Origin of the sequence: Bacillus sp. GMs2/2 (genome assembly GCF_050172095.1) — a bacterium.
Taxonomy (GTDB): Bacteria; Bacillota; Bacilli; order Bacillales; family Bacillaceae_G; genus Bacillus_A; species Bacillus_A cereus.
Genome location: NZ_JBNLYE010000034.1, coordinates 1 through 20107 on the forward strand (window position 1 = coordinate 1; position 20107 = coordinate 20107).

Here is a 20107-nt window from a genome sequence, read left to right on the forward strand (position 1 = left end):
TATCATAACTTACAATATATCAACGATTTTTCAATTATATCTATCATAACTTATAATATATCAACGATTTTTCAATTATATCTATCATAACTTATAATATATCAACGATTCGACAAGGAATATCGATTTACCGACAAGAAACGTCAATTCCTTTCTTATATAAGAAAAGGCTGTCCCAAATGGCACAGCCTTCTTCTCTATTCCTGAACCGTCACAATAACCCCATCCATATTGTTCCCGGAAATTTCATACTGCTTGTTTGCTGGAACGTTCACTTTCGTATTCTCAGAAACTTTATAATAAGAAACAGTATATTTCTTACCTTCTACTTCAGTTGAAACCTCTTTTTCCTCTTTTAAAAACTCTAAATATTCCTCTAGTGTGAAATTCTTTTTTTGCATAATCGCACTATGAGGTAAGCCGACATAACGTATATGCCACGGCTCATATTGAATGCCTGTAATATGACTTTTATTTTTCGGATAACGTAATACAAAGCCATGCTTCCATACGTTCTCTTCGATCCATTTTCCTTCAGGCGCTTTCTCCATCTTCTTTTGCGTTGATCCAACGTCTAGTGATAATCCTAAATTATGTTCACTATATCCTGCTGGAAGCGCGTAATCAGATCCCATTTCTTTATATAATTTACTTTGTTCTTTAAAATCTCGATACCCACTACTCATTAAGAAATGCTGTACGCCATCTTTTCCAGCCGCATCGACAACGTTCAAAAACTTTTTTACAACATACTTTGATAAACGAAGATTTCTATCAAATATTACGTAGCCTCTTACTAATTCACTATTATGATTTACATTTATAATATCAGACCTAATACTATCTTTTTTTACTGGATAATCCCTATTAACTAATAATAAATCACCCTTATAAATTTGTTCCTTCGTAATCTCTTTCCTCTCGGTATTTGCCGCCTTTACTAGCTCATCTTTTCCGACAATTTTAACATCGATTTCCTTTTGAAATAACGGTGATATATAAAAGCCCACACATACTGTGCATGCTATAAAAAAAGAAATAAATACCCACTTTTTCATTTCTAGTTCCTCCTTAACGTAACTTACGTATAGAATAGAAAAAACTATTAAAATAAAAAGTGGGGTAAAGTTTAAATTTTTATTAAATTGTTAAGTTCTCGTCTTTTGGCAATCGCACTTCAAACATTGTTCTAACTACATTACTTTCAGCAGAAATTGTACCGTTATGCTGCTCAACAATATTTTTCGCAATAAACAGTCCAAGGCCTGTCCCGCCACGGTTCTCAGTTCTCGATTTATCACCTGTATAAAACATATCAAAAAGATACGGTAAATCTTCTTCTGGAATGCTGTCTCCATAATTCATAACTTGTACGACAACTTCTCCATTATCGATATACCCATTCAGATCAACAAATTGCCCATCATATCCGTATCGAACGGCATTTGTTAACAAGTTTTCAAATACTCTAGCTAACAATTTTCCATCACCGTTAATTGGCAGATGAGGATCAATATTCAACCTAGCTTGTAAATGATGTTTCTCTAATAAAGGATACAATTCCTCATCTAACTGTATAAGTAGTTCACTTATATCAATCGGCTTTTTATCCAGCTTTAGCATGCCATAATTCATACGTGTAATTTCAAATAACTCATCAATTAAACTTTCGAGCCTTTGCGATTTCGTATATGCAATTGTGGAGAAATGTTTAATTTGTTCTTTTGTTAAATTCTCATCTTTAAGAATTAAATCTAAATACCCTAACACGGATGTTAATGGAGTTCTTAAATCATGAGCTAAGTTTACAACGAGCTGATCTTTACTACTTTCAGCAAAGTCTCCTCTTTCCACCGCTTCTTTTAACTTTTCACTCGCAACATTTATTTCACGTGCGATATCTCCAAACTCATCGTTTGATGACACGCGCACTTCATTTGTAAAATCCCCGTTCGCCAAATGATGAATCCCACTTGAAATCTCATCAAAATATTTTACATAAGGCCTAGTAAGGAAGAAGAAAAACATAATGGATAGAGGGATGAAAATAATTAAAAAGAAATTAACATCCCCAATTTGTCTTACCATTGACCGAACTTGGGCTAATGGGTCCTCAAAACGAACGACTAATTTATAATAAATTCGTAATCCTTCATAAATGATATACGTTACGCCACCAGCAAATATCATACTTAACGCAAATAGCATAACCATCTTCGAGCGAAAACTTCTCATCTTTTTACCCATTGAAAGTATACCCTACTCCCCACACTGTTTTTATTAACTTATTCTTTCTTTTATCTTCCCCAAGCTTTTTCCGCAATGTGCGAATATGTACCATAACTGTATTTCCGCCCTCAAAATAATCATCTGCCCATACTTGCTGAAAAATATTTTCTACATTGTACACTTTCTTCGGATGGCTCGCTAATAAATATAAAATATCAAACTCTTTCGGTGTTAATTCAACTTGTTCTCCGTACACATTTACTGTTCTTCGCTCAGGATCAATAATGACTCCGCCTACCTCTAAAGCAGATTTATTCTCTGCTACTTTCGGCTGATTTAACGTAAGAAATCGGCGTAATTGTGCATTTACACGTGCGACTAATTCAATCGGTGTAAAAGGTTTCGTCATATAATCATCTGCACCTAATACTAAACCTGTCACCTTATCAAAATCAGATGTTTTCGCACTTAAAAAAATGATTGGCATATGGTGCTTCGCACGAATTTGGCGCGTCACTTCATAACCATCCATTTTCGGCATCATAATATCTAAAACCACTAAGTCGATTGGCTGCGTTTCAATAACATGAATTGCCTCTTCTCCATCAGCTGCTTTCACGACGTGGTAACCTTCTTTTTCTAAATGTATCTCAATTAAATCGGCAATTTCTGCCTCATCATCCGCTATTAAAATTGAAATGCGCTTCATATTACTCCCCCTTTATACGCTCGATTGTAAACTAGTCTATCCAATTTGTACAATACGAAAAGGTTACTCGCGGGAGTAACCTTAGTAAATGAAATTTATATCGGCGATTTTCCAATTATATCAACCGTAACTCGAATTATATCAGCGATTTTTCAATTATATCGACTTACCGACAATTACCGACGAAATTCGCCCGCTATTTGAAAGACTCAACCTACCGCTCCAAAACAATTCGCTGCTTCGTAATTTCCGCCAACCTTCCGCGGTCTACTTCATACTCAGCTTCAACACTTTGCGGTACAATCACCTTTCCGCCCTCAAGCATCACTTCCGGCGAAATAATATCCCTCTCCCAGTGCCTACTAGAAGCAGATATATCGCCAGGAATCGTAAAGTTCGGCAACGAAGCAAGCGCAACATTTTGCGCTCGTGAAATCCCCATCTCTACCATACCACCGCACCAAACAGGGATATTATGCTCCATACAATAATTATGAATTTGAATCGACTCCGTTAATCCGCCCACTCGCCCTGGTTTAATATTTACAATGCGGCAACTTCCCAGCGTAATCGCAACGCGCGCGTCTTCTAAACTATGGATGCTTTCGTCTAAACAAATGGGCGTTTCAATTTTCTTTTGCAACTGTGCATGATCAAGAAAATCGTAATCCGCTAGCGGTTGTTCAATCATCATCAATTGAAATTCATCTAATCGTTTCAATTTCTCCGTATCCGCTAATGTATAGGCTGAATTTGCATCAGCCATTAACGGGATGTGCGGGAACTCTTTACGAATCTCTTTCAATAATTCGTAATCATGCTCTGGCTTTATTTTCACTTTAAAACGCTCGTATCCTTCTTCTGCATACTTTTCGATTTGTTTTAACATAACCGGAATTGTATTGATACCAATTACAACACCGACCTCAATTTCAGGTCTAGTCCCGCCTAGCAATGTCGCTAATGACTTCTTTTGTCGCTTCGCATATAAATCCCAAACAGCCCCTTCAATTCCCGCCTTTGCCATTCTGTTTCTCTTTATATGTTGGAACAAACCAGGTACTTCATTCGGATGAGAAATCTCCTCCTTTAATAAATCCAGTAATAAAAAATCTTGAAGTACATGTAGCGCAGTCTTCACTGTTTCTTCCGTGTACCACGGTTCAGAGAACGCAACGACTTCGCCAAATCCAATGTATCCGTCCGTATCTTCTAATTCAATGACGATACTTTCACGCTTTTCATACGTCCCGTAGCTTGCAGCAAACGGGATGACGAGTGGCATTTCCGTTATATGAAGCGTCGCTTTTTTTATTTCCACCTATATCTCCTCCACTAATTGTCTTAACTCTCGTCTTAACAATTTTTTCGAAGCGTTTCGTGGCAATTCCTCTAAGAAACACGCTTTTTTCGGCACTTTATATTTCGCTAATTTCTCCTCACAAAAATGAAGAATTTCTTCTTCTGTTACTTCTCCATTTTTTACAACAAAAGCAGCGGGTACTTGTCCCCATTTATCGTCAGTCATACCGACAACACCAGCTTCCGCTACCATCGGATGAGAAAGTAACACTTCTTCAATTTGAGCCGGATATATATTTTCCCCGCCAGAAATAATTAAATCACTGCGGCGATCTAATACGTATAAAAATCCTTCTTCGTCTAAATAACCGAGGTCACCAGTATGAAGCCATCCGTTTTGAATTGTTTCGCGCGTCGCATCTTCCCGGTTAAAGTAGCCGCCTGTTACATTTGGTCCTTTTACTACGATCTCGCCTTCTACTAACGGCGGCACTACTACGCCATCTTTTTCAATACGAAGTTGGCACTGAAATAGTGGCTTTCCAGCTGATCCTACTTTCGTTAACATGTAATCTGCGGACAACGTACAAATTTGCGAAGACGTTTCTGTCATACCGTACGTTTGATACACAGGAATTCCTTTATCTACACACGTTTCGAGTAACGGTTTTGGCGCTGGTCCTCCACCAAGTAACATACATCGTAAAGAAGATGGATATGTTTCTTCTCCAAGTCTCTCTAATAAATCAGTTAACATTTTTGATACGACTGAAATAATCGTTACGCCTCTCGTTTGAAGTGCTGTATGAATAAAATCAGCATCATATTTCGGAACGAGTAAAATGCGCATGCCGTACATAATATTTTTCATTAGAAGAGATAACCCGCCAACATGGAACATCGGCATACACGCTAACCAGCAATCATCATCACGAAGTCCTAAATTAAGCGAAGAGCCAACCGCGCTGGCCCAGTGATTTCCGTACGTTAAAATAACGCCTTTCGGTTTCCCTGTCGTCCCTGACGTATAAATAATCGTCATCGCTTCTTCTAAAGAGAATTCTTCTTGTATAGAGGCTTCCTCTTTTGGTCCATTCATCACTTCGGCGAATGAATAGACAGGAACATCTTTAGCCTCAAAATCTTGATCCGTCACTAAACAAATAACTTCAGCATCATCCATTTGCCAAAGTAGCTCTTCTCTTGAAAGACGCGTATTTAAAAGTACAGCTACTGCCCCTACGTACGATAGGGCGTGAATAACTGTAATCATCTCCATACCATTTTTCATCAGAACAGCCACCTTTTGCCCTCGCTTCACTCCAACATGCGTGAGACGTTCACAAACAGATACTACTTTTTCATGCAGCTGCATAAAAGTAACTTTCTCTTCCTCTATTTCAATTGCAGTACGATCTGGTGTTAAAAATGCACGTTGCTTTAACCAATTTGGCATCGTCTCCATCATACATTCTCCTTTCATGAAAGAAAGAGACTTGATGTGACATCAAGTCTCTTAGTTGTTTTGTTTCCGGTTTGTCACATCCAGCTACAGCGGCTAGAACAGTCGGTCGTTTCACGCCTTCCTACGAGGCAAAAAGCGCCTCTACGTCAGGAGTTCCAACACCCTCTTGTTCTAAACGAGCCGCTTCCGCTTTTAATTTCATCCAGCTACAGCGGCTAGAATGTTCGGTGGCTTCACTTCTTCCTACGAGGCAAAAAACGCCTCTACGTCAGAAGCTCCATCCCCCTCATATTCTAAGCGAGCCGCTTCCGCTTTTGGTTTCATCTAGCTGCGCCTCCTAGCCCCTTCCGTCTAAGAACCTTCCGCACAAGAAAGTAAAAAACACTTTCTGTGCGAAAGAACCTTAGCCAGCGGGGCTAAGCAGTCGGCTACGCTTTTGATTTGATCAAGGGAAACGAGGGAATTGACCGAAGTCCGGACTGCGTTTTTCTTTGAATGCGTCGCGACCTTCTTTTGCTTCGTCAGTTGTGTAGTACAATAACGTTGCATCTCCAGCTAGTTGTTGAATACCAGCTAGACCGTCTGTGTCTGCGTTGAATGCAGCTTTTAGGAAACGAAGTGCCATTGGGCTGTTTGCTAAGATCTCTTGTGCCCATTGTACTGTTTCTGCTTCAAGTTGTTCTAATGGTACTACTGTATTTACTAAGCCCATATCAAGTGCTTCCCCAGCACTGTATTGACGGCATAGGTACCAAATTTCGCGAGCTTTCTTGTGGCCTACCATACGAGCTAAGTAACCAGCTCCGTATCCACCGTCAAAGCTTCCTACTTTAGGACCTGTTTGTCCGAATACAGCATTGTCTGCAGCGATTGTTAAGTCACATACGATATGAAGTACGTGTCCACCACCGATTGCATAACCTGCTACCATTGCGATAACTGGTTTAGGAATTGCGCGAATTAGACGTTGTAAGTCTAATACGTTTAGACGTGGGATTTGGTCGTCACCTACATATCCACCATGACCACGAACTTTTTGGTCGCCGCCAGAACAGAATGCACGTCCACCTTCACCTGTTAAAATGATAACGCCAACATTTGCATCATCACGAGCTTGTGCAAAAGCGTCGATTAACTCCATTACCGTTTTTGGACGGAATGCGTTATGTACTTCAGGACGGTTAATCGAAATTTTTGCGATACCATTGTATGTTGAATAAATAATATCTTCGTAATTGCCTTCTTTCACCCATTCAATAGCCATTACAACTACCTCCTTGTATATTTCTGATCTCCTCTATAAGTGTAACTTCATTCTTAACTGAAAAAAGCATCACTGCATAGTTTTTAGAAATCCCTTTACTATTGTATCAAACTTTTCCGGTTGTTCCACATGAATTGCATGGCCAGCACCATCAATTTTGACAAATTTCGCGTCAGAGACGCATTTTTCGATGTTTTTTAATATGCGAAAGAACTTTTCATCATGCTCTCCGTTCATTAAAAGAACAGGTATTTTTAAGTTTTTTAGCTCATCCCACCATGAAGGCTGAGCCCCAGTTCCCATGCCGCGCAAGCTATTTGCGAGCCCTTTTGGGTTGTTAGCAAGTCGTTCTTTTCGCACCGCTTCTTGTACGTTTTTTGCTAAACGTTTTTGCGTTTCAAAAAGCGGAATATTTTCCCACATTGATACAAAACTTTCTATGCCTTCTCGCTCAATTTTATCGGCAAGTCGATCATCTTTTTCACGACGTTCTTTTCTATCTGCTTCGTTTTCGAGCCCAGCTGTACAATTTTCTAATAAAAGAGAGTGTACATACTCTGGATATAGACATGCCATCGTAATCGCCAGTCTACCGCCCATTGAATAGCCAAGTATATGTGCTTTTTCAATATGAAGGTAATCTAATAGTTCTTTCATTTGCAATGCCACATTTCGAATGTCATAATGCGCAACATCTTCAGGACTCTCGGTCTTTCCGTGTCCAACAAGATCCACTACAATAACTTGAAACTGCCCACTCCATGAAGAGATAAAAGAACGCCACGTTTCCATGCTTCCCGTAAAACCATGAAGAAGTAGAAGTGGTTCCCCGCTTCCGACTACTTCATATTCATACGATACACCTTGCAGCGTTACTTTCATTTTGATTCACCTTGCAATGATGTAGTAATTACGTCCTGTGTTTTTGCCCATAACGTACGGTGCAACGTTAAGTTTTCATCACGGTTCGTACAAATTTCTACAACGTGTAAACCTTCTGTCGTTGCTCCCTTTTGTACTTCCTCCCGGAATTGCTCCCAACCATTTACACGGCTAAATGAACCACCGTACATTTTAACAACATGCTCATAGTCAAGCCCAATCGGCGTTCCAAATAACGATTCGAAGTGTTCCTTTTTCTCATATTGTGGTAAGAATGAGAAAATACCCCCACCATCATTATTTACAACGACAATCGTTATATTTAATTCATGTAATTTTGCAGCTAATAGTCCATTTAAATCGTGATAGAATGATAAGTCACCGATGACTAATACGAGCGGATCGCAAATCATGCTCGCTCCTAAAGCTGTCGAAATGATGCCATCAATCCCATTTACACCGCGGTTTGCCATCACTTGAATATTTTTATCTGATGTGAAGAAGAATGAATCTGTATCACGAATTGGCATACTATTACTCGCAAATAACGTTGCTCCTTCTGGTAATACGCGTACAATATCTGTAATGACTTTTCCTTCAAATGCAGTTTCATATGTTTCCATTTCACGAAGCGTTTCCTTCGTTTTTTCGTTTATATGTTGCCACATTTGGGACCAATCATTCTTTTTCATAACTGGCATTTTTTCTATTAATGTACTGCAAAATGCAATATCACTTGCCTGTACAACTTCTGTCGCAACAAGAGCTGGATCTCTCCATTGTCCAGATTCGTCAACAACGATATGAACAGCTTTCGTTTGTTTTTTAATGAACTGCGTTAATGCTTTCGAAACAGGCATACCACCAAAACGAATTAAAACGTCCGGCTTCCACGTCTCTTTTAACAATTCATTTCGTAAAAATGTATCATAACAGTCGATTACCATCGTTTTATCGTGGTGTCCGCTACGAATATTCGAAAGTGGGTCTGCTAATATTGGGTATCCCGTTTTTTCAGCTAGTTGCGTTGCAAACGTTGCGATTTCTGAATGACTATCATCTCCACAAATAATAAGCCCCTTTTCCATATGTGAAAGGCGCCCTACAAGAGAATCTACATATTCACTCGGCATCACCACGTTCCCTTGCTGAACTACTCCTGTATATTCCCCGCGTCCTTTATCCCATAAACTTTCTAATGAAAAGTCCGGGATAAGCGGTTCACGAACTGGAAAATTAAGATGAACAGGTCCTTGCGGCGCTAAACAAGCACTTGCTATCATGCGCTGCGTTGTCATGCGAGCGTAGTGGTACATCGCTTCACTCGCTTCTGGAAGTGCCATCTCTGTAAATTGCTTCACAAACGTACCGTATAAATTAAATTGATTCATCGCTTGTGGTGCACCGACATCTCTTAATTCATGCGGTCTATCTGCTGTTAAGACGATAAGCGGCACTCGTGAATGGAAAGCTTCACATACAGCTGGATAGTAGTTCGCTGCTGCCGTTCCTGACGTACATAATAATGCAACCGGACGTTTTTTCGCTTTTGCGATACCGAGCGCAAAAAATCCTGCAGATCTTTCATCTACATGTAAATATGTGTTCATTCCTTCGTGTTGTTCCATTAGTAGAGCAATCGGCGTTGACCGTGAGCCTGGACTAATGACAACATCACATACATTTAGACGCGTCAGTTCATCCACGAACGCGCCTAAATAATATGATAATGCTTCTATATGATTGTTCATTTCATTAATTCCTCCAAAGCACCAAGCATCGGTCTAAACTTCAAACTTGTCTCTTCATATTCAAGTTGCGGTACTGAATCAATTACAATCCCGCAACCGGCAAATAAGGATGCTTTCTCGCCATTTAATAATCCGCAGCGAAGTGCAACCGCAAATTCACCATTTCCTTCATCATCTATCCAGCCAATCGGTGCACCATATAATCCTCTGTCTAACAATTCAACATCACGAATCAGTTTCATCGCTTCCAAACGAGGTGTCCCGCCAAGAGCTGGTGTTGGATGTAATTCTTCTACCATCGTTAAAAGACTCGCAGTGCCTTTTGCCTCTACAGGCGTATATAAATGAATTAAGTTTTTCGTTGTTAATAGACCTGGACTCTCCGGAATATTAACGTATTCGCAGTGCTCATTTAATACCGACCTGATCATGTTCACAACATAACCGTGTTCAGCTAAATTCTTTTCATCATGAAGAAGCGCATTACTATTTCGCTTACTTTCTTCTATAGATTGACCATGACCAGTTGAACCAGCAAGACACATCGAAGTAAACTTCTCATCTTCTTTGCGAATTAACCTCTCTGGCGTCGCTCCTAAGAAGCATGCTCCTTTATAATCAAAAGAAAATACGTAACAATCCGGTTGCCCAATGCGAAGTGCTTCTAAAACAAGAGCAGAATCAATATGATGATCCATTTCTACTTTTAGCTCCCTCGCTAATACAACCTTCTGCACGTTACCCTGCTTCATCTCATCTTGCACTTTCTCAATGGCTTTCATCCAGCCTTTCGGATCCACTCCCACTTTAGAAGTAACTGTTAATTTCGATCCTTCTAATGCACATTTACTCTCCCCAAAAATTTTCTCTTCTAAAGAAACAATTTCGTTATAAAGAGTTTTTGCACAATCTGTTGCTGAAACGAATGTATTCATCGTTAACCATGCTTTTTCATTTTTTACAGTTAATAAAAATGCTGGTAGTGAAAATGTCGTATCATCGAATTCTTTCCATAAGTCCGTTTTCTCTTTTTCTTGGTCAAATGAAAATCCACCAAATAAAAGAGGACCTGTTCCAAATTCATATTTTTCTCTTTGTACAAATGCTTTCTCTTTTACTTTATCCCACTCGTCACGAGCCGCTTGAAAGCGTTTGTGAGAAGAATTTGCTATAGTGAAAACAGAGCCAATTCCAGCAAATATTACATGCTGAGCTGGATCTGCAAAATAACATCTATTTTCCAATGCAATCCTTTTTCCTGCTGCATAAAACAGAAGCGGATCCATCCAGTCTATTTGTTTTACAAAACTAACCAATATTTTTTCATCAGTTGCATGCTTAATGGCTGCACTAAGAACTTCTTGCAAGCCTTTTTGTTTCGTTTGAATCACAATTGTCTCCCCCCTATGGGCGAAAAATAGTCATAATTACGCTTGATTTTAAGATACACCTCAAACGAAAGGCCTGTCAACGTTTAGCATTTCTGAGAAATTCACCTTCTCTTCCTAGAAAATAAACGTTGACACTAAATGATGCTTTTTCTACACTTAGTTGTGTACAATATGTGACCAAAGGAGGATTCAACATGGAAATGAACGTCGAAACGAATTCCTCTCCTACGGCGCCAAAACCAAGCAAGCAAACAGGCTGGCGCATTTGGTGGAGTTTACTACGTCCCCATACATTAACAGCAGCTTTCGTTCCTGTTTTCATCGGAACAGCCTATGCAATGCAGGTCGGAGGTATAAATCAAATCCATCTCCCTCTTTTCCTTATAATGCTTCTTGCTTGTCTTCTCATTCAGGCAGCAACAAACATGTTTAATGAATACTTTGATTATAAAAGAGGACTCGATCACGAAGGTTCAGTTGGTATCGGCGGCGCTATCGTTCGCGATGGCATTCAGCCAAAAACAGTGCTTAACTTAGCATTTGGATTTTTCGGCATCGCAATACTATTAGGTGTTTATATTTGTATGAATTCTAGCTGGCGGCTTGCTGCAATCGGTCTTGTTTGTATGGCCGTTGCTTACCTTTACACGGGTGGCCCACTTCCCATTGCCTATACACCATTTGGAGAGTTAACAGCCGGATTATTTATGGGTGTTATCATTATTGGAATTTCATTCTTTATTCAAACTGGAACTGTAACATCAGAAGTCATTTTACTATCTATTCCAAGCTCCATTTTAATTGGTGCCATTTTACTAGCTAATAATATTCGTGACTTAGATGGCGATAAAGAAAACGGTCGTAAAACGTTAGCAATTCTCGTTGGACGCGAGCGAGCGGTTGGTGTACTTGCTTCTATGTTCATCGTTTCCTACATTTGGACAATTGCTTTAATTATCGTGGGCATCGTATCACCATGGATGCTTATCGTATTTTTAAGTGCACCGAAAGCATTTAAAGCGACGAAAGGCTTTATCGGCAAAAGCATTCCAATGGAAATGGTACCTGCGATGATTGCAACAGCAAAAACAAATACGATCTTCGGTCTCCTCATGGGAATCGGATTATTACTTGGATACTTTCTATAAAAGGAGCTGCTTATGCGGCTCCTTTTTCATATCTAAAATTCATCTCATAATTCCTACTCGCAACGCTCATACTATGTAAAGAAACTGAATTGTAGGAAGGTGGACGACTATGTTAACTCCACAACAAATAAATCAATTTAAATCCGTTTTAGAAAAACAAAAACACGAACTAGAGCAAACGATACAAACACACGAAAATGAAGATCGTGCATCTGAACGTGAGTCTGTTGGAGAATTATCTAGCTATGATAACCATCCAGCTGATATGGCAACAGAGCTATATGAACGTGAAAAAGACTTCGGGCTTATTGAACTTTGGCATAAACAGCTAGAGGATACGAAACATGCCTTGCAAAAAATAGAAGCGGGTACGTACGGCATTTGCGAAGTGTCTGGCGAAGAAATTCCATTTGAAAGATTAGAAGCAATGCCGACTGCTACAACATGCATCCAGCACGCGACAAATAAGCTAAATATGAATACACGACCAGTTGAAGAAGAAGTATTGTCTCCCTCTTTCCATAAACACGATGAGGATCGCTCTGTTGAGTACGATGCAGAAGATGCGTGGCAAGATGTTGCCAATTATGGAACGTCTGAAACACCGTCTGATTTAGAAAGACGAGATTCGAAAAACTATAATGGCATGTACGTAAATAGTGAAGAAAACGTAGGCTACGTAGAAGATTTCGAAAACTTTATTGGTACAGATATGTATGGAAAAAATCCGCAAGTTTTCGCTACAGAAGAACATGAAGAATATGAACAAATGCTTGATGACTTTGAAGAGCGTACCTTTAAGGGCGAATTATCTTCAAATGAGTCGAGTTCCAAAGAATAAAAAAAAGCATTCCGAAAATCGGAATGCTTTTTATCGCTAGCTAATTAGTTTTTTGTAACGTTAGCAGCTTGTGGTCCACGGTTACCTTCAACGATTTCGAAAGAAACTTCTTGACCTTCTTCTAAAGTTTTGAATCCGTCACCTTGGATAGCTGAGAAGTGAACGAATACATCGTCTCCACCTTCAACTTCGATGAAACCGAAACCTTTTTCGCTGTTGAACCATTTAACTTTACCTGTTTGCATGTCATGTACCTCCTAAATAAAAATGAAACTATGAATCCACATGAAAAGGTGGATATAAAGGACATGAATGTATAACAAGCTTACAGCCTTTAATTCAACGTGCTTTATTTCCGTACCACATTATGTAGCTCAATAGTGATTTCACTATATCACGCTATATCCAAAACGTCAAATGAGAACACTTTCATTCCACCATTTTTTTATAATTTTAATATAATGTTGAATTTCCATATTCATATTTTAGCCCGGTATTTGCGGACAGCTTGATTGGCGGGAGCTGATAATCAGTTTTGGTTTGTTCCACTTTATTTGAAAATTAACAAAACTAAAGTATTCTAATCCTATTAAATTCTGTACAATATAAGTATCTATTACATACGAGGTGAAAAAAATGAGAGCACATGAAATTGAGTATAAGTTATATGGCGATGATATGCAGTTTGTTGAAATTGAGTTAGATCCAGAAGAAAGCGTGATCGCAGAAGCTGGCGCAATGATGATGATGGAAGATTACATAGAAATGGAAACAATCTTCGGTGATGGTTCTGGCCCATCTGGAGGTTTATTCGGAAAATTAATGGGCGCTGGTAAGCGTCTCGTTACAGGCGAAAGTATGTTTATGACTGTATTTACAAATACAGGTCACGGCAAACGCCACGTCTCATTTGCTGCTCCTTATCCTGGTAAAATTATTCCTGTAGATTTAACAGAATATCAAGGAAAAGTAGTTTGTCAAAAAGATGCCTTTCTTTGTGCCGCAAAAGGTGTTTCTATCGGAATTGAATTTACGAAAAAAATAGGAACTGGTTTCTTCGGTGGTGAAGGTTTCATCATGCAGAAACTTGAAGGTGACGGTCTTGCTTTCATGCACGCAGGTGGAACTGTATATAAACGTGAATTAAAACCTGGTGAGAAACTTCGCATTGATACAGGTTGTCTTGTTGCTATGACAAAAGACATTAACTATGATGTCGAGTTCGTTGGAAAAGTAAAAACAGCTCTATTTGGCGGCGAAGGTTTATTCTTCGCAACGTTAGAAGGACCTGGAACAGTTTGGATTCAGTCCTTAACACTTAGCCGATTAGCAGCACGCCTTACAAGCCCAGCAGCGCAAAGTACTGGCGAAGGTAGTGTATTAGGTGGCCTTGGTCGTTTATTAGATGGGAAAGAGTAAACTGTGCCCTTATGTGGGCACGGCCATCAACTAATAAAATAATAAAATTAAAACACCCTTGCTTGCAGTAATAAAGTGAAAGGGTGTTTTAATTTACGTCTACAAACGAGAAAAAGCAGTTAAAATAAAGTAATAAGGTTTACTTAAGGAAAATAAGGTATATTATATTTGTTGAGTAGATTCTCTTTAGAGACAAGAAAAGTAGGTGAACAAAGTGGGAAAATATCAATTGGATTCCAAAAGTCAGGTAGCTGTGGCAAAGTTCCATGAAAAACAGAAGCCTGCCAAATTTGATAAAAAGCAGCAACTTGAAAAATTGCGTACGGAGTATTTGAAAAAGAAGCAAAAACAAACAGATAAATAATATGTTTTATTTTCCGAATTTTTTCTGTATGTAACGCAAACAAACACAAGAAAATAGGTAAGTTATTCATCATTCAAATATATACAGGCTATTTTTTCAAACCTCTTACTTATGCAACTAACGCATGCGTCAGTTCATTAAGAATAACTAAAAAAGTCGATTCCTTGAGATGAAAAAGAGTAAACAGTGTCCTTATCAGGCACTGTTTTATTTTTACATTATAATTTCCTCCACTGATTTAGGTAAGCGATACAAGCTATTCCCCACCTCCAAAAGAATGAATCAAGTTCCTCACCGCATATATTAAACTATACCTTTTCTTAAGGAGGGCTACCTTAATGCGTACTCCTTTATCCTTTGATAAAGAAACTGCCATACTGTTAGCTTCTTGTTGTGAGTTAACGTATGAACAATATAAACAAAATGGTATTTTCGAAATACCAGATGGTTTTCAATATGTACAAGGGTTTCAAGGAAAGGCCATTCAAACAACAGAATGGTTCGGATTTATATTAGAATCTGAGGATACAATTATCGTTGCCTTCAGAGGCACTCAAACAGATCCAGATTGGATTATTGATTCTCTCGTCAATCAAAAACCTTATCCTTATGCTTTAAATGGCGGAAATGTCCATAACGGTTTTCTCTCTATTTATGAGTCTTGTCGTGATTCTATTATGGATATGCTCGTATCATTGCCAGCACATAAAAAACTGCTAGCTACTGGGCATAGTCTAGGTGGCGCGCTTGCCACATTACACATATTAGATGCACGTATAAATACTGCCTTCGCACAGTATGGACTTTATACATTCGCTTCTCCAAAAGTAGGAGATATCGCTTTTCGAAATTATTATAAACTACAAGTAGCTAGTAGCTTTCGTTTCGTCAACTTATTCGATGTCGTCCCACTCCTCCCTCCCCGAAACATAAATTTTAATGATCATGACTGGGAGTATGCACACGTCCATCACAACATGACATTTACAAAAAACACAAAATCCATTACAAATAATCATTCCATTACAACATACAAAACATGTCTGACTTCTCATTTTTAACCAGTAAACAATTGGAAATAAAATATTCGTATACTATAATAATCTATGAAGTTATTTTTGGATGAGGGGACCTTACATGTTAAAATTTATCTTCGCATTTTTCCTTATTGTAATTTTTACGGTTACAGGTTTCTTTACATTTTCATACTTTGCGACAGGAGAGTATGATGGGGCAGGTATCATATATACCACTGTTCCATTTCTTTCTTAAGCAAAATAAATAAAACGAGCTTAATTTTATTAAGCTCGTTTTATTTATTAATATCCATTTCTGTTGGTAAATTGATAATATATCTCCCAATATAGCAACCTCTTTAAAACTGTTTAACAGCATTACCAATACCCCAAATTTCATTACTGTACTGCAAAATCGTTCGATCGCTCGCAAAATGACCAGACTGTGCAATATTTAAAATCGACATTTCTAGCCACTTCGTTCGGTTCTCATAAGCCCTACCGACAGCTTCTTGTCTTTCAGCATATGGACCAAAATCTCGCAGAACAAAATATTCATCATTTTGAATAACGAGAGAATCGTAAATTGCTTCAAATTCGGCTCCCGACTGTGCAAAGAAACCATTCGTTAACTGATCTACTACCTTTTTAATGTGCCCATTGTGGTGATAATAATCACTTGCACGATATCCACCATTTTGATAGTAATGAAGAACCTCTTCGGCTGTTAAACCGAAAATGAAACAGTTATCATCACCGACCCTGTCTTTTATTTCAATATTCGCTCCGTCTAGCGTTCCGAGTGTAATCGCACCATTCATCATAAATTTCATATTCCCTGTTCCCGATGCTTCTTTACTCGCAGTTGAAATTTGTTCACTTACATCGGCCGCTGGGAATATATCTTCCGCTACAGAAACTCGATAGTTTTCTAGAAAGATAACTTTCATATATTGGCTTACGTACGGATCATTATTCACTTTTCTTGCGAGTTCATTTATTAATTTAATAATTTTTTTCGCGTAATAATAGCCAGGTGATGCTTTCGCTCCAAAAATAAAAGTACGCGGATAAAATGTAAAACTAGCATCCTCTTTCAGACGGTTATACAAATATAAAATATGAAGAACGTTTAGTAATTGTCGTTTGTAAGCATGCAGTCTTTTTACTTGCACATCAAAAATAGAATTAGGATCAATTGTAATCCCCATTTTATTATGAATGCGCGCCGCTAAAATTTCTTTACGCTCTTGTTTTACCTCTGCAAATTTCTCTTGGAAACTCGCATCGTATTGAACTAATTGTAGCTCTTGAAGCTTAATCGGTTCTTTCTTCCACTCTGTTCCAATCGCCTCTGAAATGAGATTTGTTAACTGTGGATTTGCTTTCATAAGCCAGCGCCTATGAGCAATTCCATTCGTCTTATTATTAAACTTATCTGGATAAAATTCATAAAACAATCGCATTTCCCGCTGCTTTAATATTTCCGTATGAATTTTCGCTACACCATTTACGCTATGGCTACCGACAATCGCTAAATGAGCCATTTTCACAAGGTCATGTGCAATAATCGCCATTGCTTCAATACGATCCCACTCATACGGATACTGTTCCCAAAGTTCATGACAGAAACGTTCATTAATCTCTTCAATAATCATATAAATTCTCGGTAATAACGGTTTAAAAATGTGAATTGGCCACTTTTCGAGCGCTTCTGATAACGTTGTATGATTCGTATAAGAAATCGTCTGCGTCGTTATGTGCCAAGCTTCTTCCCATGCTAACTTTTCTTCGTCTAGTAAAATGCGCATCAGTTCCGGAATTGCTAAAACCGGATGTGTATCGTTAATGTGGATCGCAATTTTTTCATGTAGTTGACGAAGGTCACCATATCTTTCTCTATGCATTCGAACGATATTTTGCAAACTTGCTGATACGAGGAAATACTGTTGTTTTAAACGAAGTATTTTCCCCTCATCATGCGTATCATCTGGATATAAAAACTCCGATACAGCCTCTGTTTCACGCTTATATTTCAAAATATCTTTGCAGTTTTGCGGGAAAGGAACTGGTTCAGCATTCCAAAGTCTAAGTGTATTTACAGTACTCGTCTCATAGCCAACTACCGGCACATCATATGGCACGGCCATAATGATTTCTGCATTTGTATGCCTAAACTCTAAACGCCCGTCAATTTCTAGCGGTTCAACACTGCCGAAATAACTTACTTCTACAGCTTGATCATGCCTTCTTACTTCCCATACGTTTTCATGAAGAAGCCACTGTTCTGGAAATTCAACTTGATAACCATCAACAATTTTCTGATCAAACAAACCATGTTTATAACGAATTCCACAGCCGTGTCCTGGCAAGTTTAAAGATGCAAGTGAATCGAGAAAACAGGCTGCTAAGCGTCCAAGCCCACCATTACCAAGGCCTGCATCTGCTTCCACTTCTTCTAACTCTTGTAACGAAATCCCTAGTTCAGATAACCCCTGCTCGCATACATCTCGAATACCTAAATTCAAGATGTTACTTCCAAGCAAACGTCCAAGCAAAAACTCAATAGACAAGTAATACATTTGCTTTTGCTCTCCGGATCGATAACTCTCGTTCGTTGCAATCCATTGACCATTCATATATTCACGCACCATATGGCCGAGCGTATTATATTGATCACGAGTTGTAGAATCTTTGAAACTTTTACCATACATCGTCTCTAACTTTTCTAGAAAAGCTGATTTGAAACTTTCAACATGAGTAAACATTTCTTCACCACCTACATGTTATTCCATGAGACTTTTATACAATTTCTTATAAGCAAGAGCTGACTTCTCCCAGCTATAATCTTCCGTCATCGCTTGCTTTACAAGCTGCTCCCATACCGGTTTATCGTGATAGAATTCAATTGCACGATGGATCGTATGCAGCATGTCATGTGCATTAAAATTCGTGAAACTAAAACCATTTCCTTCTCCAGTTTCTTCATCATAAGAATGTACCGTATCGTTTAATCCACCTGTTTCTCTTACAATTGGAATCGTACCGTATGCTAATGCGATAAGTTGTCCAAGTCCACACGGTTCAAACAGCGATGGCATTAAGAATAAATCACTTCCTGCATACACTTGATGAGCTAATTCTTCATTAAATCCGATATAAACTTTTACCTTCTCCGGATACTCATATGCCATCCATTCAAAGAATTGCTCATATTCCGAATCACCTGATCCTAAAATAATACATTGTACATCTTCTTCCATTATTTCGCGGAATACAGTACGTACTAAATCAAGACCTTTTTGCTTCGTTAATCTCGTTACCATTGAAATAATTGGTGTATCCTCTTTTTCTGGCAAACCAAAATAACGCTGCAAGGCGCGTTTATTTTCACTCTTTTCATATAATGACTCTGCATCATACTGAGCCTTAATATACGAATCCGTTTCTGGATTATATACGCTCGTATCAATTCCATTTACAATGCCGCTAAGCTTATCATTATATTTGCGTAACAACCCATCTAACTTCTCACCGAAAAACTCATATTGAATTTCTTCTTTATATGTCGGGCTAACTGCTGTAATTTGATCTGAAGCTATAATACCGCCCTTCATAAAGTTCACATTCCCATAAAACTCTAACTGCTCACTGTGGAAATATTCATCACCAAGTTCTAACAAGTCGTACATTACTTCAGGAGGAAATACACCTTGGAACTGTAAGTTATGAATTGTATATACCGTTTTAATACGCTCATATAACGGGTTATCTTGATACTTTTCACGAAGTAAGAAATTAACCATAGCCGTATGCCAATCGTGGCTATGAAGAATATCCACTTCAAAATCAAGGTGCGAAATACACTCTAACACCGCTTTTGAGAAATAAGAAAAACGCTCTCCGTCATCATAATGACCATACAGAGAATCTCTCTTAAAATAATATTCATTATCTATTAAGTAATACGTAATTCCGTCTTGCTCACCTTTTAAAATTCCACAATATTGATTTCTCCACCCAAGCGGGACGTTAATTACTTTATGTAACGTACATCCATCTCTTAACTTTTGCGGAATGAGACTATAATTTGGAAGTATAATACGAACGTCCACTCCTAATTTTTTCAGCTCTTTTGGGAGCGCACCCGCTACATCAGCTAATCCTCCCGATTTCACAAACGGTACACATTCTGATACTGCAAATAAAATATTCACTTGTTGTCCCACTGCGCGAAAAGTTTTTATTACTCCTCTTGCAGCTTCCTCCCTTCGAGTTTTCATTTAAATTAAAACTTTAATCAGTGGAGGAAAAAGCCCCCACTGA

At 38.5% G+C, this 20107-nt stretch carries 18 protein-coding genes; 6 read left to right on the top strand and 12 right to left on the bottom strand.

What is annotated here, in order from left to right:
• Positions 1–197 precede the first annotated feature (197 nt).
• The 9 genes from ACQGS6_RS07860 to ACQGS6_RS07900 all read right to left on the bottom strand — a co-directional run bounded on the left by ACQGS6_RS07860 (position 198) and on the right by ACQGS6_RS07900 (position 10993).
• Positions 198–1058 (bottom strand): M15 family metallopeptidase, encoded by an 861-nt coding sequence (locus ACQGS6_RS07860; protein WP_326318281.1) that lies wholly within the window; start codon positions 1056–1058, stop codon positions 198–200.
• Positions 1059–1140: 82 nt separating this feature from the next.
• The gene (locus tag ACQGS6_RS07865) at positions 1141–2247 is read right to left on the bottom strand and encodes a HAMP domain-containing sensor histidine kinase (RefSeq protein WP_000516809.1); all 1107 of its coding nucleotides are present in this window, start codon (positions 2245–2247) and stop codon (positions 1141–1143) included.
• On the bottom strand, positions 2240–2938 hold the full coding sequence (locus ACQGS6_RS07870; RefSeq protein ID WP_000822497.1) for a response regulator transcription factor: 699 nt from the start codon (positions 2936–2938) through the stop codon (positions 2240–2242). Before ACQGS6_RS07870 ends, ACQGS6_RS07865 begins: the two co-directional genes overlap by 8 nt.
• A gap of 214 nt (positions 2939–3152) precedes the next feature.
• Positions 3153–4259, bottom strand: coding sequence for an o-succinylbenzoate synthase (gene menC, locus ACQGS6_RS07875; protein WP_242785174.1), 1107 nt, complete (start codon positions 4257–4259; stop codon positions 3153–3155).
• Positions 4260–5705 carry an o-succinylbenzoate--CoA ligase gene (locus ACQGS6_RS07880; RefSeq protein ID WP_242785175.1) on the bottom strand — a complete coding sequence of 482 codons (1446 nt, stop codon included), beginning with the start codon at positions 5703–5705 and terminating at the stop codon, positions 4260–4262.
• Positions 5706–6150: 445 nt separating this feature from the next.
• Entirely contained in the window at positions 6151–6969 is an 819-nt protein-coding gene (gene menB, locus ACQGS6_RS07885) for a 1,4-dihydroxy-2-naphthoyl-CoA synthase (protein ID WP_000963884.1), read from the bottom strand.
• Between the two features lie 69 nt (positions 6970–7038).
• The gene (gene menH, locus ACQGS6_RS07890; protein ID WP_326318279.1) at positions 7039–7851 is read right to left on the bottom strand and encodes a 2-succinyl-6-hydroxy-2,4-cyclohexadiene-1-carboxylate synthase; all 813 of its coding nucleotides are present in this window, start codon (positions 7849–7851) and stop codon (positions 7039–7041) included.
• Positions 7848–9602 carry a 2-succinyl-5-enolpyruvyl-6-hydroxy-3-cyclohexene-1-carboxylic-acid synthase gene (menD, locus tag ACQGS6_RS07895; RefSeq protein WP_001059220.1) on the bottom strand — a complete coding sequence of 585 codons (1755 nt, stop codon included), beginning with the start codon at positions 9600–9602 and terminating at the stop codon, positions 7848–7850. The genes menH and menD overlap by 4 nt, the downstream gene beginning before the upstream one ends.
• Positions 9599–10993: an isochorismate synthase gene (locus ACQGS6_RS07900; protein WP_426965012.1), complete on the bottom strand. Its 1395-nt coding sequence runs from the start codon at positions 10991–10993 to the stop codon at positions 9599–9601. The genes menD and ACQGS6_RS07900 overlap by 4 nt, the downstream gene beginning before the upstream one ends.
• 194 nt (positions 10994–11187) lie before the next feature.
• Between ACQGS6_RS07900 and ACQGS6_RS07905 the strand changes: the two genes are divergently transcribed.
• Both ACQGS6_RS07905 and ACQGS6_RS07910 read left to right on the top strand, forming a co-directional pair.
• Entirely contained in the window at positions 11188–12141 is a 954-nt protein-coding gene (locus ACQGS6_RS07905; RefSeq protein WP_326318278.1) for a 1,4-dihydroxy-2-naphthoate polyprenyltransferase, read from the top strand.
• A gap of 109 nt (positions 12142–12250) precedes the next feature.
• Entirely contained in the window at positions 12251–12982 is a 732-nt protein-coding gene (locus ACQGS6_RS07910) for a yteA family sporulation protein (protein ID WP_000957366.1), read from the top strand.
• A gap of 44 nt (positions 12983–13026) precedes the next feature.
• On the opposite strand, the gene cspD is transcribed toward ACQGS6_RS07910, so the two are convergent.
• A complete protein-coding gene (cspD, locus tag ACQGS6_RS07915) occupies positions 13027–13227 on the bottom strand; it encodes a cold-shock protein CspD (RefSeq protein ID WP_001193054.1) in 201 nt (66 codons plus the stop codon).
• A 391-nt stretch (positions 13228–13618) separates the two neighbouring features.
• Here cspD and ACQGS6_RS07920 point away from each other — a divergent pair, with 391 nt between their 5' ends.
• The 4 genes from ACQGS6_RS07920 (at position 13619) to ACQGS6_RS07935 (ending at position 16037) form a co-directional block, all read left to right on the top strand.
• Positions 13619–14401, top strand: a complete 783-nt coding sequence (locus ACQGS6_RS07920; protein ID WP_001201257.1) for a TIGR00266 family protein — start codon at positions 13619–13621, stop codon at positions 14399–14401.
• A gap of 214 nt (positions 14402–14615) precedes the next feature.
• Positions 14616–14765, top strand: a complete 150-nt coding sequence (locus tag ACQGS6_RS07925; protein WP_000521639.1) for a hypothetical protein — start codon at positions 14616–14618, stop codon at positions 14763–14765.
• Positions 14766–15103: 338 nt separating this feature from the next.
• Positions 15104–15826 (top strand): lipase family protein, encoded by a 723-nt coding sequence (locus tag ACQGS6_RS07930; RefSeq protein ID WP_001260134.1) that lies wholly within the window; start codon positions 15104–15106, stop codon positions 15824–15826.
• A 76-nt stretch (positions 15827–15902) separates the two neighbouring features.
• The gene (locus tag ACQGS6_RS07935) at positions 15903–16037 is read left to right on the top strand and encodes a hypothetical protein (RefSeq protein WP_000911065.1); all 135 of its coding nucleotides are present in this window, start codon (positions 15903–15905) and stop codon (positions 16035–16037) included.
• A gap of 103 nt (positions 16038–16140) precedes the next feature.
• On the opposite strand, the gene glgP is transcribed toward ACQGS6_RS07935, so the two are convergent.
• Entirely contained in the window at positions 16141–18549 is a 2409-nt protein-coding gene (glgP, locus tag ACQGS6_RS07940; protein ID WP_426965013.1) for a glycogen phosphorylase, read from the bottom strand.
• A gap of 18 nt (positions 18550–18567) precedes the next feature.
• Entirely contained in the window at positions 18568–19998 is a 1431-nt protein-coding gene (glgA, locus tag ACQGS6_RS07945) for a glycogen synthase GlgA (RefSeq protein ID WP_033685823.1), read from the bottom strand.
• Between the last annotated feature and the right edge of the window lie 109 nt (positions 19999–20107).

What these genes read in the sequence shown, in the direction of transcription:
- ACQGS6_RS07860 (WP_326318281.1), bottom strand. Translation starts at nt 1,058, where the DNA reads ATGAAAAAGTGGGTATTTATTTCTTTTTTTATAGCATGCACAGTATGT.
- ACQGS6_RS07865 (WP_000516809.1), bottom strand. Translation starts at nt 2,247, where the DNA reads ATGGGTAAAAAGATGAGAAGTTTTCGCTCGAAGATGGTTATGCTATTT.
- ACQGS6_RS07870 (WP_000822497.1), bottom strand. Translation starts at nt 2,938, where the DNA reads ATGAAGCGCATTTCAATTTTAATAGCGGATGATGAGGCAGAAATTGCC.
- ACQGS6_RS07880 (WP_242785175.1), bottom strand. Translation starts at nt 5,705, where the DNA reads ATGGAGACGATGCCAAATTGGTTAAAGCAACGTGCATTTTTAACACCA.
- menB (WP_000963884.1), bottom strand. Translation starts at nt 6,969, where the DNA reads ATGGCTATTGAATGGGTGAAAGAAGGCAATTACGAAGATATTATTTAT.
- menH (WP_326318279.1), bottom strand. Translation starts at nt 7,851, where the DNA reads ATGAAAGTAACGCTGCAAGGTGTATCGTATGAATATGAAGTAGTCGGA.
- menD (WP_001059220.1), bottom strand. Translation starts at nt 9,602, where the DNA reads ATGAACAATCATATAGAAGCATTATCATATTATTTAGGCGCGTTCGTG.
- ACQGS6_RS07905 (WP_326318278.1), top strand. Translation starts at nt 11,188, where the DNA reads ATGGAAATGAACGTCGAAACGAATTCCTCTCCTACGGCGCCAAAACCA.
- ACQGS6_RS07910 (WP_000957366.1), top strand. Translation starts at nt 12,251, where the DNA reads ATGTTAACTCCACAACAAATAAATCAATTTAAATCCGTTTTAGAAAAA.
- cspD (WP_001193054.1), bottom strand. Translation starts at nt 13,227, where the DNA reads ATGCAAACAGGTAAAGTTAAATGGTTCAACAGCGAAAAAGGTTTCGGT.
- ACQGS6_RS07920 (WP_001201257.1), top strand. Translation starts at nt 13,619, where the DNA reads ATGAGAGCACATGAAATTGAGTATAAGTTATATGGCGATGATATGCAG.
- ACQGS6_RS07930 (WP_001260134.1), top strand. Translation starts at nt 15,104, where the DNA reads ATGCGTACTCCTTTATCCTTTGATAAAGAAACTGCCATACTGTTAGCT.
- ACQGS6_RS07935 (WP_000911065.1), top strand. Translation starts at nt 15,903, where the DNA reads ATGTTAAAATTTATCTTCGCATTTTTCCTTATTGTAATTTTTACGGTT.
- glgP (WP_426965013.1), bottom strand. Translation starts at nt 18,549, where the DNA reads ATGTTTACTCATGTTGAAAGTTTCAAATCAGCTTTTCTAGAAAAGTTA.